Here is a 16,297-nt window from a genome sequence, read left to right on the forward strand (position 1 = left end):
ATGGCCCTCCCCTTCAGCGCGCTGGCTCAAGCCACCAGGGTCGCCTCAAGCAGGCGGTTGGCGCCGGCTCAGCCGGGTTGGGCAGTGAGGAAGGCCAGCGACTGGCGGTTGAAGTGCTCGGGCCGCTCCACATTGCAGACATGGCCGCAGCCGTCGATGATCTCGAGCCGGCTGTAAGGGTCGCGCGCCACCTGCTCGCGCACCGGCGCCAGGAACATGTGATCCTCCTCCCCCATCACATAGAGGGTGGGAATGGGCAGGGCCCGCTCACGGAAGTAGCGCATCAGGGGATTCACCTCGGTGGCGAGGCGAAACCAGCGCTTGAACTCTTGTTGGCACAATTTGCGCGCCTCGCGCACGAACAGGTTGCGTGACTCCTGATGGTGCTGGCGCGGCATGATGATGAAGGCAAACAGCCGGTAGAGCCACATGTAGGGCAGGATGTGCTGACCGAGGCGACCAAGCTGCACCAGCACCCGCGAGCGGATGTCGAGCCGCAAAATGGCGCCGCCCAGCACCATGCTCTTGACCCGCTCAGGACAAAGCTCCGCCAGATGGCGAATGAGGATGGTGCCAAGGGAGATGCCGACGAAGTGGGCGCGGCGAATGTTGAGGTGATCGAGCAGTTGCAGGATATCCTCGGTCACCGCCCGAAAGCTGTAGTGGCCCTTGATCACCTGCTGCAGCTTGTGGGACTGGCCGTGGCCGCGTAAGTCCAGCAGCAGCACGTTGAAGTGTTCGCGATAGGCGCGCAGCTGCTTGAACCAGATGGAGGAGCTGCCGCCTGCCCCGTGTACGAAGACTACCCAATCCCGCTCGGGACCCAGCTCGAAGGTCTTGTGATACAGCATCTTGCGACTCCCTCATCAACGGCATTGGGGTATAGTAGGCGCGCATCTTAGCAGATTTTTTCACCCGACTAATACGTTTGCACCGCAAGCGGCCAGGAGCATGACCATGGAGTTGACCCGTTTGAGATCCTTTCTGCTGACCCTGCCGGGCGCCCAGGAGGATACCCCCTTCGGCCCTGAGATCCTGGTCTATCGCATCGCCGGCAAGATGTTTGCCCTGCTGGACTGGCAGGCCGAGCCGCTGCGGCTGAACCTCAAGTGCGAACCCGAGCTGGCCCTGCTGCTGCGCGAACTGCACCCCGAGGTCAAACCGGGCTGGCACATGAACAAGCAACACTGGAACACGGTCACCTTCAGCGACGACCTGGCCGACGATCTCTGGCAGGGCTGGGTGCATCACTCCTATGAGCGGGTGGTGGCCGGTCTGCCCAAGGCCAAGCGCCCGCAGGCACCCCAGCGATGAGCCCCGCCATGGCGGCAGAGCCCAGGCTCGTCCAGCTGAACGAGCAGCACATCCCCGCCCTTTGCACCCTGTTCGAGCAGTCGGTGCGAAGGATAGGCCCGCAGCACTACAGCCCGGAGCAGGTGGAGCAGTGGGCCCTCGGCGCCCGTCATCCCGGCTTTGTCGGCCAGCTGCGCGAGCACCACGGCTGGGTGCTGGAGCAAAACGGTGAGCCGCTCGGTTTCGTCACCCTGAGCCAGGATGGTCACCTCAGCCTGCTCTATGTGAGCGCCGATCACCCGCGCCTTGGCTATGGCGGCCTGCTGCTGGCCGCAGCCCTCGCCGAGGCGCAACGACTCGGACTCAAACAGCTGACGACAGAGGCCAGCGCCTTCAGCTATGGGCTATTTTTACGGTATGGCTTTGAGCTGACCGGATTGGAGAGCGTGGAGCGCGGCGGCGTCGGTTTTATCCGCTATCGCCTGCACTGTCGCTTGCCAAGCTAGGTCCAGCCACTAAAATACGCACAGTTTTTCCGTATTGTTGAGGATTGAGGCCGCCATGGTTGTAGAAAGCGAAGGCTATATCGCCCTGATTGAGTATCTGGTGGAGAGTCTGGGACTGTTTGAAACCCAGCAACAGAGCAGTGGTGAACAGACCATCGAAGATCTGGTGAGCAGCCGGGTGGCCGGCAACCTGATGGCCATCTGCGAGCAGAATCCGCAGCTCGATCCCAAGTTGCGCTTCGTGATCATGCAGGAAGCCGATGCGGTGGTGGCCGATCTGGAAGAGGTGCTCTCCGCCGTCTGGCTGCGCGCCCCGACCCCGGAGCAGAAAGCCTTCCTCGAAGAGTTCATCGATCTCATCAAGAACCTGTTTGACGGCGCCATCAGCTGAGCGCCGTGGCGAACGCCGGCGTCGTCACTCCCCCACCATTTTTCGCACCGCAGAAATGAAAAGGGCCGCCTTCATTGGCAGCCCTGCTTGCTAGCATTTCAACTCATCAAGTTTTTCAATGACTTTTATGAATTTCGAGGCAAGAAATGTGTCTGGTCTTGGCCGCCGTCCATGGTGGCTACCAAGTTGGGCAAGCCTGGTTCGAATAAGTTCCTATCCATGACACATTTTTTTATGATTTTTTTCACTCTCCTGACAAAGCCCGATAAAAAGACCGCAAAAGCGGCCTTTTTCTTTTCACCATCAATGACGAGTCACAGATACCCGTCATCTTGCCCTAACGGTTGAGGCTCGGCGGCAGGCAGACGCCGATGCCACCCAGGCCGCAATACCCGTCCGGATTCTTCTCCAGATATTGCTGATGGTAATCCTCGGCGTAATAGAAGGGCGCCAGCGGCAGAATGCGGGTGGTGATGGGGCGGCCGTCGCCGCTGGCCAGCATCGCCTGCTGATAGGCGGCCAGACTCTGCTGGGCAATCGCCTCCTGGGTGTCATCCCCGAAGAAGATGACGGAGCGGTACTGGGTGCCTATGTCGCCGCCCTGGCGCATCCCCTGGGCCGGATCGTGCTGCTCCCAGAACAGCTTGAGCAGATCGCCATAGCTGATCACCTTGGGATCGAACACCACCTGCACCGTCTCGGCATGACCGGTCAATCCGCTGCACACCTCCTTGTAGGTGGGATTCTGGGTCACCCCCCCCTGATAGCCAGCGGCGGTGGAGTAGACCCCTGGCTGCTGCCAGAACAGGCGCTCCACACCCCAGAAGCAGCCCATGCCAAACCAGGCCACCGCCATCCCTTCAGGCCAGGGGCCCTGAGTCGGGTGACCATTGACCGCATGCTGCTGGCCAATCACCATCGCCTCGCGGCGTCCCGGCAGCGCATCTGCCGGCGAAATAATCTGTTCCATGCACCCTGTCCTTGTATAAAAACCTGTGCGATCGCACAGCTGACGAAAAGGAATATCGAAGATAACAGTTTATGGGCCGGGATCAACCTGGGGCGCACCGCCACACCGCTGACGCCCCTGCCCTGCCTGGTATCACCACCGTTCGACCTGCCTGACCATCACGATGACAAAATCACGCCAAATCAATATTTAATCTTGATTTGTGCATTTATTTTCATATATTGAGCCCATTGCTGTTTTTTTATGGAAGAAGCCTCAAGTGCGTGAACGCGAACCCAGCCTGGTCTATGCCTTTCGGCAGTCAACCCCCTACGTCAATGTGCACAGAGGTGCAACCTTCGTGCTGATGATGGGGGGGGAAGCCCTCTGCCACTCCAATTTTGCCAACATCGTCAGCGATATCGCCCTGCTGCAGACCTTGGGAATTCGCCTGGTACTGGTTTTCGGCTCCCGCCCGCAAAACGACGAGGCGCTGGCCCGCGCCGGCATCGAGGCCCAGTACCACAAGCGGATCCGGGTCACCGATGACGCGAGCTTCGCCATCATCAAGCAGGTGTGCGGCGGCTTGCAGTACGACATCACGGCCCAGCTCTCCATGGGGCTCGCCAACACCCCCATGCAGGGGGCCCGCATCAGCGTGGTGAGCGGCAACTTCGTCACCGCCCAGCCGCTCGGGGTGGATGACGGCATCGATTTTTGCCACAGCGGCCGGGTGCGCCGCATCGACGTGGAGGGGATCACCCGTCAGCTCGATCAGAAGAGCCTGGTGCTCATCTCCCCCATCGGCTGCTCGGTCACCGGCGAGAGCTTCAACCTGAGCTCGGAAGAGGTGGCCCGCCGGGTGGCGGTGGATTTGAAAGCGGACAAGCTCATCTGTTTCAGCAGCACCCAGGGGGTGATGGACCGCCACGGCGAAGCCATCTCCGAGCTCTTCCCCGAACAGGCCGAAGAGTTGCTGGTGGAGCTGGAGCAGGCGGGGGAAGAGATGTCCGGCACCGCCCGCTACCTGCGCGCGGCCATCGCCTCCTGCCGCGGCGGCGTGCCCCGCTCCCACCTGGTGAGTTATCAGGATGACGGCGCCATGCTGCAGGAGCTGTTCAGCCGTGACGGCCTCGGCACCCAGATCGTGCGGGAAAGCGCCGAGCAGGCGCGCGCCGCCACCATCGAGGACATCGGCGGCATCCTGGATCTCATCCGCCCGCTGGAGGAGGAAGGGATCCTGGTGCGCCGCTCCCGCGAGCAGTTGGAGATGGAAATAGACAAGTTCACCATCATAGAGCGCGACGGCCTCATCATCGGCTGCGCGGCGCTCTACTGCTTCATGGAAGAGGCGATGGCGGAGATGGCCTGCGTCGCCATCCACCCCGACTACCGCAACTCCAACCGGGGGGATCAGCTGGTGGCCAAGGTGGCCGAGCGGGCCAAACGGCTCGGCATCCGTCGCCTGTTCGTGCTCACCACCCGCTCCATCCACTGGTTCCGGGAGCGGGGCTTCGATCCGCTGGAGGTGGAAGATCTGCCGGTTGAACGCCAGCGCCTCTACAACTGGCAGCGTCGCTCCAAGGTTTTGTCAAAGACCATTGTGTAACTCATTGATTCTGTGTTGAGTTGGCTGACTTTTTGAACTTTTTCACAAACTCGATTGACAGTGCAATCCAACGCAAGGTATTTCTAAATGCACTCCACCGCCCTGGTGGAGCCAGAAGAGGAGCGCTGCCCAGGCAGCCCGAGGGAGGACACCAGTGTCCGGTGAACTTGGGTCAGGGGGAGCAGCGCCGAGACATCTGAGGCAACTGGATACCTCAGTGTCGGCTGCGGGGGCTGAATCCCCCGGGTTGTCATCGGTAGTGGTCATCCCCCACCGTGCCCCGTCAGGGGCGGGTACGGGATGGGCTCTGCGGGTGGAGTGCTTCTGGCCGGGATAGCTTCGATCATTCCTGCCATTTTCAGCCTCCTCCTCTCTTTTTGCCCGATGGAACCGGATTTTCATATTAAGACAGGAGTAAGCAATGAGCCCGATCAATGTCGCCAAGTTTGGCGGAACCAGCGTCGCCAACGCGGCAGCCATGAACAACTGTGCCGATGTGGTGCTGGCCAACCCGGCCACCCGGGTGGTGGTGCTGAGCGCCAGCGCCGGCGTCACCAACCTGCTGGTGGCACTGGCCCAGGGCGATCTGGACGAGGCGGGCCAGGAGGCGCAGCTGACCAGACTGGCCGAGATCCAGCAGGCCATTCTGGCCGACCTTGGCCACCCGGGCGACGTGAGTGCCCAGATCCACGACCAGCTCGACGAGATCCGCACCATGGCGCGCCAGGCCCATCTGCGTCCCGATGCCGAGCTGGCCGACAGGCTCATCGCCTGCGGCGAGCTGATGTCTACCCGCCTCTTTACCGAGCTGCTGCGCCAGCGCGGCGTCAAGGCCCGCTGGCAAGATGTGCGCCAGCTGCTGCGCACCGACAGCCGCTTTGGCAAGGCCAGCGTGGATCTGGCCGCCACCCGTGACCTCTGCCAGCAGACGCTGGGCCCCCAGCTTGGCGACAGCCTCATCATCACCCAGGGCTTTATCGGTGCCGACGGCGATGGCCGCACCACCACCCTGGGCCGCGGCGGCTCCGACTACAGCGCAGCCCTCTTGGCTGAGGCGCTCGATGCCGGCTCCATCGAGATCTGGACCGACGTGCCCGGCATCTACACCACGGATCCGCGCCTGGTCACCCGCGCCCGCCCCATCCCCGAAATCAGCTTCGTCGAGGCGGCCGAGATGGCCACCTTCGGCGCCAAGGTGCTGCACCCGGCCACCTTGCAGCCGGCGGTACGCCGCGACATTCCGGTGTTTGTCGGCTCCGCCAAGGATCCGGCCGCCGGCGGCACCTGGATCCGCGCCAGCACCCGCACCAATCCGCTGTTTCGCGCCGTGGCCCTACGCCGCAACCAGGTGCTGGTGACCCTGCACAGCCTCAACATGTTCCACGCCTACGGTTTCCTGGCCGAGGTGTTCGGCATCCTGGCCCGCCACCGCATCTCGGTGGATCTCATCACCACCTCCGAGGTGAGCGTGTCGCTGACCCTGGATCACACCGGCAGCCAGAGCAACGGCGAACCCATCCTCAATGACAAGGTGCTGGCGGAGCTCGGCCAGCTGTGCAAGGTGCAGGTGGAGACAGGGCTGGCGCTGGTGGCGCTTATCGGCAACCGGATGAGCGAGGCGGTCGGGGTGGGCAGTCAGGTCTTTGACGCCATTCGCGAGCACAACATTCGCATGATCTGTTACGGCGCCAGCGCCCACAACCTCTGCTTTTTGGTCAAGGAAGACGAGGCGGGCCACATCGTCAACCGCCTCCATCAGGAGCTGCTCGACTAAGGGGCCGTCAGCTCGCCAGCATCAACAGAGGGGCCGCCGGGCCCCTCTTTCTATATAGGGTGATTTTGAGATGAGAGAGTCGAGCGCCCCTAGCCCGCCGTAGTCAGCGCCGGCAGCAGGTTGGCCCGGATCTCCTCGCGCAGCCCTTCCAGCCGGCGCAGCAGCGCCCCCTGATCCAGTCCCGCCTCGTCGGGGCCCAGGTTGTCCGTCAGCTCGGCGTAATGTTCGGTCACCGCCTGCTCCAGCCAGTCGAGCCGGCGCAGGGTGAGCGGGCCACAGCTCTTGCCGCTGAGATCGTCGGCAATGTCGAGCCGGTGGCTGCGATACATGTCGCGCCACCAGTTGGCGGCGAGCGCCTCTTCGCTGGCCAGCGCCGATCGCCACTCGCCCAAGAGCCCTTGCAAACGGGCCAGCACCGGCGCACTCGCCCCTTCCCGGGTCAAGTGCTGCAGCTCCCGCTGCGCCCAATTGACGCACAGGCCGCGCCAGTAGCGAAACTGCGGCAGCGGATCCGGCTCGTCTAGCCAGAGGCCCGAGAGGGTGCGGGTCTCCAACCGTTCCGGTACGTGAAAACCGGGATCGGTGAGGCCGTTGGAGTTGAATTCATGGCGGGGATCGAAGGGCCACATGTAGCCAAAGTCGAACACGCTGATCTGCTGACCGTCGTCCAGCAGGTTGCCGGGGCTCGGATCCCAGTCGAACCAGCCCCAGTGGGCCAGCTCCGCCTGCACTGCCAGCATCTGCGCCAGGTTGCGCTCGTTGAGCTCATGCACCGGCACGCCTCGCAGCCAGGGGGAGACCAGCACCCCGGCCCGGGCCGAGCCAAAGCTGGTGCAGACCACGTTGGCCAGGATGGTGGGGTGCAACTCCCGCAGGGCCTCTATCTCCCGGCGGCGCTCCAGCTCGGTCAGGAAGGCGGTTCTGCCGTCCACGTTGGCCACCAGGGAGTCGTGCCGGCGCCGCTTCAGGCACCAGTGATGTCCCTCCACCTTGAGGTGGAACACCTCGGCGGTGAGGCCGTGACGGTAGACCTTGAGCACGGCCGGATGATCCTCCTTGAGACGCACCAGCTGGGCCACCGAGAGGGGACAGTCCTGCTCGCGCCCGATCCGGATCTCCTCCTTGCTCTTCAGCATGCGGAGCAACCTTGCCTGACGTGCCGCTACTTTGGGATTCATACATGTACCTCCATCCATATTGAGAGACTAAGCAGCAAGGCTGGAGCAGACCAGCGGCAAAGCGTCATGATGACGCTTTCATCACAGAATGAGTGTGCCCCCCGGATCGGGATCACAGTTTGCATGGATCCACTGTCACGCAACCTTCATTGTTTGGTCATTAAATTGACAACAAGGAACAAGCCCATCACCATCGGGTCAAATTAAATGCAGCAGCCATGCATCACCGTCACTCGCTCAAAGGATGAGCCCATATGAAAGCCCCCACTTCAGCGCGCTTGCCAGCCAGGATCTCCGGTCTCCCCGCCCTGCTGCTGGGCATGCTGGCCGCGCTGCTGCTGCTGACCCTGTTGCTGCCGCAGATCAATCCCGCCAGTTGGCTCGGCCGGGCCCAGCCGCTGGTGCTGGGGCCGGCGGACAACCCCATCGCCACCCTCACCCGCCATGCCCTGCTCTACAAGAGCGACAGCCGCGGTCTCTATCTGGTGGTTCGCAGCCAGTGGCAGCTGCGGGGGCCGCTGCAGGAGGGGGACAAGGTCAGGGTGGAGCTGCTCAACGACAGGGGTGAGCGCATCGATCAGCTGAGCCAGCCGGTGGACAAGCGCCAACAGTGCCGCAAGGGACGCTGCACCCTGGATCTCAACAGCACCCTGCGCGCCCCCGACGACGCCCTGGCCAGCCGCTATCAGCTGCGGATCGGCCTGCTGCTCAAGGAGAGGCCGGATAGCGGCGAGTTCAGCCAGATCCTGCAGACCCTGCCGGAGCGAGGCTTCAACCTCACCTATCTCTGTACCAGTCTGCTGCTGGTGCTGGCCCTGAGCGCCGCCGTGCTGAAGGTGGTGCTGCCCACCCTCAGGCGCAATCTGCGCTGGCGCATCGCCGGCAGTCTGCTGCTCGGCAACCTCACCTTCGTGCTGCTGCACGGCTTCGTGGTGTTCAAGCTGGGGGAGTTTCTGCTCTGGTCAGGCTTTCGTCCCGAGCACTACTACCTCGCCTGGGGCAGCATGGTGCTGGGCTGGAGCCTCTGTGCGCTGGCGGGGTTCAACCTCTATATGGGGCTGGTGTTTACCGCCCTCTCCGGCATCGGTCTGTTGGCGAATTTCATGAAGATCGCCATCTACGGGGTACCGCTCGGGGGGGACGATCTCGGCAACCTGATGGCGCTGCTGCGCATCCTGCTGGAGCAGCACCCTGTGCTGCCGCTGCTGGGCGGTGCGATCGCCCTCTTTCTCTGCTGGCGCTTCGCCCTGTCGCGCTGGGTGCTGCGTACCGCCGCCGCCACCGCCGCCTTCTTTGCGCTGTGCGTGTTTGCCACCCAGACCGGCAACAAGCTGCTGGGGCCCAACATTCGCTACGTGGACAGAGCGGTCAACTACCACAGGGACATCATCCGCTCGGGGCCCGGTCTCTATCTGTTCAACCTGGTGGACGAGATGCTGCAAAGCGGCAGCGTGTTTCGCTATCCCTTGCAGATCAACGAGTTCACCCCCCAGCTCAGCCACGTCAGCCTGAACCAGCCGCCCCGTTTCGATCTGGTGATCGTGCTGCAATATGAATCCCTCTGGCTCGGCTGGCAGGGCAAGATCTGCGCGCCGCCCCCTACCCTGAGCCTGCCGGCCAGCGTGCAGCAGTGGCACAAGACCATCCACTCCCCCACCACCGGCGGCATGACGGTGCTGGCGGAGTTCGAGATGAACACCGGCCTGCCGGTGGGGCTGCTCAAGCAGGGGGTGGTGCCCTACTACTACCTCTCGGAGCAGGTGCCGGGTCTGGCGCAGAGTGCCAAACAAAGTGGCTACCGGACCCTGTTTGCCCACCCCTATGTGGAGAAGTTCTGGGGCCGCGCCAAGGCGATCCCGGCCCTTGGCTATGAGGAGCGCTGGTTCGACAACCGTTTCACCACGCTCGAACACAAGGGGCTCTATATCTCGGATGATGCGTTGATCGACCACCTGCTCAAGCGCAGCGAACAGGATGAGCAGCCGCTGTTTGCCTACGCGGTCACCATGCAGGGGCACGGTCCCTTCGACGGGGATCGCTACCAGGCCCAGCAGCTCGACAAGGCCTGCCCCGATCAGAGCGAGGCCGACCGCCAGCTGCTCAACACCTACTACACCGGCGTGGTGGATGCCATGGCGTCGCTGGAGCACCTGCTGACCAGCCTGGATCGCTCAGGCAAACGCTACCTGGTGGTGGCTTTTGGCGATCACCAGCCGTTCCTGATGTCGGCCGGCAAGGGCATCCACGGTGACAAGCCGCCCCGCGATGCCAGCTACCAGATCCCCATGATGGCCTTTGCCCGCGCCGATGACGCCCTCAATCTGGCGACCCAGTTCGACCCGGTGCGCCAGCTCTATCAGATGGGCCAGGCCACCCGTCAGCTGCTGGCGGGTGACATGACCCCTCTCCCGGATCAGGCCCTGCTTCATCCCGTGCTGGGAGAGGAGAAGGGATTCGACGTCTCACCCCTGGTGCCGCAGATCCGCGCCAGCTTCCGGCCCGACGCCCTGCCTTGAGCCCCGTAGCAATGGGATAGATGACAAAGAGGTCGCCCAGGCGACCTCTTTGTCTATGTGCCGATGCGACTATGGCAGCCGGTGCGAACTCACTCGCCCAGCCAGGACTCGCACAGGGTGAGACGCTGGGCCTCGAGATCCAGTTCGGCCTCGATGCCAAGGGGCAGCGTCAGCATGGGGTGGGTGTGGGCGCAGTCATACTCCGCCAGAATGGGGAAGGTCGGCTCCCCCACCACCTCCAGCAGGATGTCGAGCGGCCGCCGGCCGCTGCCCTGACTGTCGAACAGCTCGTGTTTGCCGAGCACCAGGGCGCCGATGCGATCAAACACCCCGCACAGCTTGAGGTGGGCAAACGAGCGCTCCACCGTCTCTGCCAGATGAAGGCTGTCTTCCAGCAGCAGAATGTCCCCCCGCTCGATGGCCGGCATATAGGGGGAGCCCCAGATCCCCGCCAGGGTGTTGAGGTTGCCGCCAATGAGCCGGCCCCGCACCCGACCAGTGCCCACCGAGATCAGCCGGTTTGGCCGGCACTGCTTGGCCCGGCTCTGCTGCTCCCAGTCAAGCCGCTCCTCGGTCCATTGCGCCGGGGTCGGCACTCTGTGGGGCACGGCGGCGCCACCGGCCTGGCAGATCTGGCGAAAGCCCGCCAGGGTCTCGTCCACCAGCGGCGAGAGCTCGCCAAAAGAGGCCACCAGCGCCGGTCCGTAGAAGGTGACGAGGCCGGTGCGGGCATGAATGCCGAGCAGCAGGGCCGTCACGTCGGAGTAGCCAATGATGATTTTGGGGTCGCGCATGAGCGCATCAAAATCGAGATAGGGCAGCAGGGAGTTGGAGTTGCTGCCGCCAATCACCGACATGATGCAGCGCACCTCTGGATCGCGAATGAGGGCATTGAGTTCGGCAGCCCGGGCGGCGATGGAGCCGGAGCGCCAGTGATCGCGCTGGCCGGTGAGGCTGCCCGCCTTGAGTCTGAAGCCCTGCCCTTCCAGAAACGCCCCGGCACGGGCAAAGCGGTTTGGCGCCCAGGCGGTGGCCGCACTGGAGGGGGAGAAAAAGCCGATGGTATCGCCGGGCTTGAGCCCCGGCGGCTTGAGTATTGTCATCGCAAACGGTCCTGTTCCAGATCTGGCCATCCAGGGCATGGCAGCCACAAGAAAGGACTCATAATAGCCATTAGATGGCTATCAAGGCACCAAGAAAAGATGGCAGATCAGGTAGTAACCGACGCCACCCGGCTGGTGAGCACGAAGTCGAGACCCGCATGGGAGATAGCGCGGCTCACTTTCCCGCCGGCTGAACCCAGAAGCGACGCCCCCATGCCTGGCTTATCTCGTCAAAGGAGCCATCGCGGTGCATCTGCTCCAGCGCCGCCTGCAGGCCTTCGATAATGGCGGCATCCGTATTGCGGCTGAAGGCAAAATAGAACGACTTGGTCTCCTGAAACTCAAACATGGGGACAAACTCCGAGTAGTGATGGCCCAAGGTCTCTATGTGGTAGGCGGCCCCCATCTGCATGGCTGGCGCGACGTCGGCCCTGCCGTGCAGCAGCATGCGAAACTTGTCGTCCTCGTCGTGCACCAGCACCAGATTGAGCCCTTTCTCCGCCAGCTCGATGGCCAGCGCCGAGTCGCGTACCACCGCGATCCGCCAGGGGGCCAGATCAGCCAGCTGATGGCCCACCACATCGTCGCGTTTTGCCAGGCGATACACCCAGGTGACGCGAGGCCCGATAGGGCCGACCCAATGAAAGAGCGCCTCGCGCTCGGGCAGCCTTATCATGCTGAAGATGACGGTATTGGGGTCATATTGCGCCATCTGATAGGCCCGCGCCCAGGGTAGGAGCTGGATGCCCTTGCGGTCGAGCTCGATGCCGCTGACCTCCAGCATTCGCTTGAGCAGATCCACCGACAGCCCCGTCACCTGGCCGTCCTTGTCCCGATAGTTGTATGGGGGGAGCTCCTCCGTCACCGCCTGAATGGTGGCCCCCATGGCGCTCCCCAGCCAGCACCACAACAATACCCAGCGCAGAATATGGAGCATGATTGCACCCTCGAGCTGACTCTCTTGTCATGAGTATGATGGACGCGAGCAACACAATACAGGCAGGCGGACAGGTGCATGTCAGGGCGCTGGCATCCCCCATCCGCTGGGAAGAGCGCAATAAAAAACCGGCAGCAGGTTGCCGGTTTTTTCATGGCATCAAGGCGTCAGACCAACACGGCGGTCCCGCTGATGCTGACCATCAGCATGCTGCCGCTTTGCCCCACCACCTCGTAGTCGATGTCGATGCCGACCACCGCATTGGCCCCCAGTGCCGCGGCACGCTCCTTGAGCTCGTCGAAGGCGATTTCCCGGGCCCGGGCCAGCTCTTTTTCATAGGCGCCGGAGCGGCCGCCGATGATGTCGCGGATGCCGGCGAACAGATCCTTGAACACGTTGGCGCCGAGAATGGCTTCGCCCACGACGATGCCGCGGTACTCGCGAATGGTCTTGCCTTCCAGGGTGGGGGTAGTTGAGAGGATCATCTGGGTTTCCTTGTGGATTGAACTGGGGGACAGCCTAAAGCAGCGAAGGGGGCGCAGGCAAGCAGGGAGACCCGGTTTGCCCCTGGCGGAGCATGGCGGCGCGGGCCTGCCAGCACGGATCCCGTGCGCGTCGACGACGTGGCACCTGTCCATATTCAACGACGAAAGGCGACATCGAGCCGTCGCATGGCCTGCTCCGACAGCCCCTTTCATTAGCCGATCCGGCTCAAACATCAAGTGATAAAAGTGTCAGTTGTGGCCCATTTTGCCTTTCCCTAGGGTGAGTCTGTCCCGGCCATGGACCGGAGACAGACCCACTTCTCACGAGGAGAGCAGCATGATGCAGCAGGATACCCGACTACCTCACCCCACCCTCGCACCGGGGGTATGTTCCCCCGCCAGCCCGCTCGCCGACACCGCCATGGAGACCATGTCATGACCACGATCGCCACCCTGGATCTGGGGGATCAGGGTCTGCTGGCAGCCTACCTGTCGGCGACCTCGCCCGCCCTGCTCAACCAGACCTATGCGAACTTGTTGTTGATGCAGCAGTCATTGGCCAACAGCGAGATCGACTCCACCCTCGCGGTCAAAATCGAGGCCTACCAGGCCCAGATGATGAGTCAGGCACGCTACTACCAGCAGACCAACCTGTCCGGCCTCATCCACCTGCTGAGCAACGGCTCCAACTTCTACGCCCTGGTCGCCGCGTTCAATCGCCTGCTTGGCCAGGAAGAAGACGCCGCCGTGCTCGCGGGTCGCGCCCGGCTGGCCGAGCAGCTGACGTCCCTCGCCGATCAGGCCCTGAGCTATCGGCTCAATGCCCAGGCGCTCAATACCCGCGTGCAGGTGGCCTGGGGATCCCTGCGCCCCCTGATGGAGCAGTTCAATGGCGTCATCACCCAGCTCGAGCAGGATCTGATGGCCGACGCCAAGCGCCAGACCGAGATCATTGATGCCCTCAACCAGGCGATTGCCGCCAATATCCAGGCGATCGTCGATGAGGGTGGCAAGGCCGGTGAAGGGGTCAACCAGCTGGGGCGGGCCATCGTCACCTCGCTGACGCTGGAACAGAAACCGGCCGACAAGGAGGCCAAACCCGCCACTTCGCAGGAGATAGCCAAACAGACAGACCAGCAGACCCAGTACATGGTCTCCGGTCTCAAGGCGATCTCATCGGGCATTGCCGGCTCCAGCCTGGCGGCCCGCGAGCTCAAGACCAACACCGACAAACTGGCCGAGGCCTACCAGGCGCTGGCCGCCACCAACACCCTGCTGACCGTGGCCAAGTCGGTGCAGGCGCAAAACCAGCTGTTTGTCGACACCTACAGCCGGGTTGCCGATGCCGTCACCCAGCTGCCTGCTGGCTGGCAGAAGGTGGCCGATGCCTACCAAGGGGCGGTGCCCGTGGTCTCCGACCTCAACAGCCCCGACGACGTACGCCAGCTGCGACGCACCGTGGCGCTCAACACCCAGTCCTGGCTGCTGCTCGCGGGCCAGGTTGACGACATCAAGGCAGCCTACGCCGGCAACGGCATCCTGCCCGACGCTTAATCCCACCACGCAAGGACACGCAAAATGACCAACGCAACAACCATCACCATGGACCAGGGTATGGCCAACCAGGCTTCCCAGGCCCTGCAAATCCAGACCTACTGCAACAGCGTCAAGCAGCAGGTGCCGGTGGACTTCAGCCAGTTCCCGAACCTCAAGGACAACCAGACCCAGATCAACCAGGGGCTCGATCTGGCGAAGGGGCACGCCGACCTCTATCTCAATACCGTCCAGCCGCAGATCATCACCAACATCAGCAACATCTCCAACTACTTTGCCCTGCAAAACGCCATTCCGGCCGTGCTGCCGCCCGGCTCCACCAAGGCGCAATGGCTCAGGCAGCTGAGCGTCATCAAGGAGCAAGCCACCGAGTATCAACGGCTCTCCGCCGACACCCGGCTGGTGATCGTCAATCTCAACAACAACCTCATCACCGACTCCAGCAACTTCCAGGGCATAGTGGTGAACCTCAACAGCAAGGTGCAGGGGGACAACGGGGTACTCGCCCAGCTCAACGGTGACATCGACAAGGTGAACGCGGCCATCGACGGCGCCATCGCCGGCATCGTCGCCGGGGGGCTGCTGGTGATTGGCGGCGCCTTCGTCACCGCCATCGGCGCCGTGGCGGACTTCGTCACCGCCGGCACCTCGACCCCGGTGGTCATCGGCGGGGTCGCCATGATGGTGGCCGGGGCCGGCGGCATCACGGCTGGCGCCATCGTGCTGCACAACTCCCTCGGTACCCGCCAGGACCTGTACCAGAAACGCAGCAACCTCAACAGCGAGGTACTGATCGCCACCCAGATCGGCAACGGCTACAAGGGGCTGCAGGTGCAGGCGCAAAACGCCGTCACCGCGGCCACCCAGATGAGCAATGCCTGGGACGCCCTCACCTCCGATCTGGGCAGCCTGATCACCGATCTGGACAAGGGGATCACCAGCGGCGACGACATCCGCCAGCTCTGGCTGACCGCCGCCGACACCACGGTCAAGACGGTGCTCACCGACGTGACCACCATCAAGGCCCAGATGGCCGGCGTGAGCCCGCTGCAAGTGCCGCAGACCGACACCATCGCCAACTTCGTCGCGCGCTTGGCCGCCTAACCCACGGGAGGGCGGCCTGGCCGCCCTCTTTCATAAGGAGACCCCATGAGCAACGGCATTCTTTCCCAATCCATTGCCAACATGCAGCAGGCCGAAGCGACCATTCAGTCCTTCAGCGGGTTGCCACAAAACGCCGTCAACATCCAGCAGAACGTCGGTGAGGTGGTCGCGGCCCTGCTGCCCCAGGTGCAAACCATGCAGCAGCAGGTGCTGGCATTTGCTGCCCGCCTGGAAACGCAACTGACCCAGCAGCTGGCCAATAGCGGCCCCTTCAACCCAGACGCCCTCAAGGCATTTGTCGATCAGGTCCAGCAGGAGATAACCCCCATCCAGACCCTGACCGCCCAGACCCTGGCTGCCAGCCAGGCGGCCAACGATCGCATCACGCAGGACAACATAGCGTTGCAGCGGATCGGCGTGGAGCTGCAGGCCACCATCGCCGGGCTGCAGTCCAACCTGGCCGGCGCCCGGCAGGAGCTGGACTCCCTCAACAAGAAGAAGCTCTACCTGCTGGGGCTGGGACTGCTGGGGCTGCCTGGCCTCATCGCCCTGGCCGTCACCCTGACGCAGACCCAGAACAAGGTGAGCAGCCTGGAGGGACAGGTGAACCAGATTGAGGGGCAGATCCAGCGTCAGCAAGGCTTCCTCGGCCAGACGACGGCGTTTTCCCAGCAATTTGGCTCTCTCATCGATCGAGTGAGCAAGGTGGGCAACACCATCACCCTGCTCGGCGGCGACATTGCCAACGTCGCCCGCGATGCCGGGCAAGGGGATCCGGAACTGGCGCGGCTCTTCTTCACCGCCGCCCTCACCGAGGTGCGCACCCTGCAGGTGGACGCCTCCTGATACGACCGCAATAAAAAAGGAGAGGCCAAGGCCTCTCCTTTTTCATGGTGCG

Annotated in this window: 15 protein-coding genes and 1 riboswitch; of the genes, 9 read left to right on the forward strand and 6 right to left on the reverse strand. The window is 63.2% G+C overall.

The window, feature by feature from the left end; all coding sequences use genetic code 11:
* Positions 1–68: 68 nt before the first annotated feature.
* Positions 69–851: an alpha/beta fold hydrolase gene (locus G5134_RS04235; protein WP_065018009.1), complete on the reverse strand. Its 783-nt coding sequence runs from the start codon at positions 849–851 to the stop codon at positions 69–71.
* Between the two features lie 106 nt (positions 852–957).
* Here G5134_RS04235 and G5134_RS04240 point away from each other — a divergent pair, with 106 nt between their 5' ends.
* Genes G5134_RS04240 through G5134_RS04250 form a run of 3 tightly spaced genes read left to right on the forward strand, consistent with a single transcriptional unit; the run spans position 958 to position 2,190 of the window.
* A complete protein-coding gene (locus tag G5134_RS04240; protein WP_005302071.1) occupies positions 958–1,314 on the forward strand; it encodes an MmcQ/YjbR family DNA-binding protein in 357 nt (118 codons plus the stop codon).
* Positions 1,311–1,799 carry a GNAT family N-acetyltransferase gene (locus G5134_RS04245; RefSeq protein WP_025201537.1) on the forward strand — a complete coding sequence of 163 codons (489 nt, stop codon included), beginning with the start codon at positions 1,311–1,313 and terminating at the stop codon, positions 1,797–1,799. Before G5134_RS04240 ends, G5134_RS04245 begins: the two co-directional genes overlap by 4 nt.
* A gap of 55 nt (positions 1,800–1,854) precedes the next feature.
* Positions 1,855–2,190: a DUF3802 family protein gene (locus tag G5134_RS04250; RefSeq protein ID WP_005302076.1), complete on the forward strand. Its 336-nt coding sequence runs from the start codon at positions 1,855–1,857 to the stop codon at positions 2,188–2,190.
* A gap of 337 nt (positions 2,191–2,527) precedes the next feature.
* Here G5134_RS04250 and msrA read toward each other — a convergent pair whose 3' ends face one another.
* Entirely contained in the window at positions 2,528–3,160 is a 633-nt protein-coding gene (gene msrA, locus G5134_RS04255) for a peptide-methionine (S)-S-oxide reductase MsrA (protein WP_411590938.1), read from the reverse strand.
* Positions 3,161–3,419: 259 nt separating this feature from the next.
* Between msrA and argA the strand changes: the two genes are divergently transcribed.
* Positions 3,420–4,748: an amino-acid N-acetyltransferase gene (gene argA, locus G5134_RS04260; protein ID WP_211029913.1), complete on the forward strand. Its 1,329-nt coding sequence runs from the start codon at positions 3,420–3,422 to the stop codon at positions 4,746–4,748.
* Between the two features lie 107 nt (positions 4,749–4,855).
* A riboswitch (Lysine riboswitch) is annotated at positions 4,856–5,080 on the forward strand.
* A gap of 89 nt (positions 5,081–5,169) precedes the next feature.
* Positions 5,170–6,522: a lysine-sensitive aspartokinase 3 gene (gene lysC, locus G5134_RS04265; RefSeq protein WP_065018008.1), complete on the forward strand. Its 1,353-nt coding sequence runs from the start codon at positions 5,170–5,172 to the stop codon at positions 6,520–6,522.
* 89 nt (positions 6,523–6,611) lie between these two features.
* On the opposite strand, the gene G5134_RS04270 is transcribed toward lysC, so the two are convergent.
* On the reverse strand, positions 6,612–7,700 hold the full coding sequence (locus G5134_RS04270; RefSeq protein WP_065018007.1) for a hypothetical protein: 1,089 nt from the start codon (positions 7,698–7,700) through the stop codon (positions 6,612–6,614).
* Positions 7,701–7,954: 254 nt separating this feature from the next.
* Between G5134_RS04270 and G5134_RS04275 the strand changes: the two genes are divergently transcribed.
* Entirely contained in the window at positions 7,955–10,216 is a 2,262-nt protein-coding gene (locus G5134_RS04275) for an LTA synthase family protein (protein ID WP_065018006.1), read from the forward strand.
* Between the two features lie 89 nt (positions 10,217–10,305).
* Here the strand turns inward: G5134_RS04275 and G5134_RS04280 are convergent, their stop codons facing one another.
* The 3 genes from G5134_RS04280 to G5134_RS04290 all read right to left on the reverse strand — a co-directional run bounded on the left by G5134_RS04280 (position 10,306) and on the right by G5134_RS04290 (position 12,741).
* A complete protein-coding gene (locus G5134_RS04280; RefSeq protein ID WP_065018005.1) occupies positions 10,306–11,319 on the reverse strand; it encodes a S66 family peptidase in 1,014 nt (337 codons plus the stop codon).
* A gap of 175 nt (positions 11,320–11,494) precedes the next feature.
* Complete coding sequence (locus G5134_RS04285; protein ID WP_065018004.1) at positions 11,495–12,256, reverse strand: substrate-binding periplasmic protein; 762 nt, start codon at positions 12,254–12,256, stop codon at positions 11,495–11,497.
* Between the two features lie 167 nt (positions 12,257–12,423).
* Complete coding sequence (locus tag G5134_RS04290) at positions 12,424–12,741, reverse strand: heavy metal-binding domain-containing protein (protein WP_011706400.1); 318 nt, start codon at positions 12,739–12,741, stop codon at positions 12,424–12,426.
* Positions 12,742–13,176: 435 nt separating this feature from the next.
* Here G5134_RS04290 and G5134_RS04295 point away from each other — a divergent pair, with 435 nt between their 5' ends.
* From G5134_RS04295 to G5134_RS04305, 3 genes are read left to right on the forward strand one after another with little or no spacing between them, the layout of a single operon-like run.
* A complete protein-coding gene (locus G5134_RS04295; protein ID WP_065018003.1) occupies positions 13,177–14,295 on the forward strand; it encodes an HBL/NHE enterotoxin family protein in 1,119 nt (372 codons plus the stop codon).
* 24 nt (positions 14,296–14,319) lie between these two features.
* The gene (locus G5134_RS04300; RefSeq protein ID WP_005302109.1) at positions 14,320–15,399 is read left to right on the forward strand and encodes an HBL/NHE enterotoxin family protein; all 1,080 of its coding nucleotides are present in this window, start codon (positions 14,320–14,322) and stop codon (positions 15,397–15,399) included.
* A 45-nt stretch (positions 15,400–15,444) separates the two neighbouring features.
* Positions 15,445–16,245, forward strand: coding sequence for a hypothetical protein (locus G5134_RS04305; RefSeq protein ID WP_065018002.1), 801 nt, complete (start codon positions 15,445–15,447; stop codon positions 16,243–16,245).
* The last annotated feature ends 52 nt before the right edge of the window (positions 16,246–16,297 follow it).

The organism is Aeromonas sp. 600276, assembly GCF_049175815.1.
In the GTDB taxonomy this organism is placed as follows: domain Bacteria; phylum Pseudomonadota; class Gammaproteobacteria; order Enterobacterales; family Aeromonadaceae; genus Aeromonas; species Aeromonas dhakensis.

What these genes read in the sequence shown, in the direction of transcription:
- G5134_RS04240 (WP_005302071.1), top strand. Translation starts at nt 958, where the DNA reads ATGGAGTTGACCCGTTTGAGATCCTTTCTGCTGACCCTGCCGGGCGCC.
- G5134_RS04295 (WP_065018003.1), top strand. Translation starts at nt 13,177, where the DNA reads ATGACCACGATCGCCACCCTGGATCTGGGGGATCAGGGTCTGCTGGCA.
- G5134_RS04290 (WP_011706400.1), bottom strand. Translation starts at nt 12,741, where the DNA reads ATGATCCTCTCAACTACCCCCACCCTGGAAGGCAAGACCATTCGCGAG.
- G5134_RS04285 (WP_065018004.1), bottom strand. Translation starts at nt 12,256, where the DNA reads ATGCTCCATATTCTGCGCTGGGTATTGTTGTGGTGCTGGCTGGGGAGC.
- G5134_RS04245 (WP_025201537.1), top strand. Translation starts at nt 1,311, where the DNA reads ATGAGCCCCGCCATGGCGGCAGAGCCCAGGCTCGTCCAGCTGAACGAG.
- msrA (WP_411590938.1), bottom strand. Translation starts at nt 3,160, where the DNA reads ATGGAACAGATTATTTCGCCGGCAGATGCGCTGCCGGGACGCCGCGAG.
- G5134_RS04305 (WP_065018002.1), top strand. Translation starts at nt 15,445, where the DNA reads ATGAGCAACGGCATTCTTTCCCAATCCATTGCCAACATGCAGCAGGCC.
- lysC (WP_065018008.1), top strand. Translation starts at nt 5,170, where the DNA reads ATGAGCCCGATCAATGTCGCCAAGTTTGGCGGAACCAGCGTCGCCAAC.
- G5134_RS04235 (WP_065018009.1), bottom strand. Translation starts at nt 851, where the DNA reads ATGCTGTATCACAAGACCTTCGAGCTGGGTCCCGAGCGGGATTGGGTA.
- G5134_RS04280 (WP_065018005.1), bottom strand. Translation starts at nt 11,319, where the DNA reads ATGACAATACTCAAGCCGCCGGGGCTCAAGCCCGGCGATACCATCGGC.
- G5134_RS04275 (WP_065018006.1), top strand. Translation starts at nt 7,955, where the DNA reads ATGAAAGCCCCCACTTCAGCGCGCTTGCCAGCCAGGATCTCCGGTCTC.
- G5134_RS04270 (WP_065018007.1), bottom strand. Translation starts at nt 7,700, where the DNA reads ATGAATCCCAAAGTAGCGGCACGTCAGGCAAGGTTGCTCCGCATGCTG.
- G5134_RS04250 (WP_005302076.1), top strand. Translation starts at nt 1,855, where the DNA reads ATGGTTGTAGAAAGCGAAGGCTATATCGCCCTGATTGAGTATCTGGTG.
- G5134_RS04300 (WP_005302109.1), top strand. Translation starts at nt 14,320, where the DNA reads ATGACCAACGCAACAACCATCACCATGGACCAGGGTATGGCCAACCAG.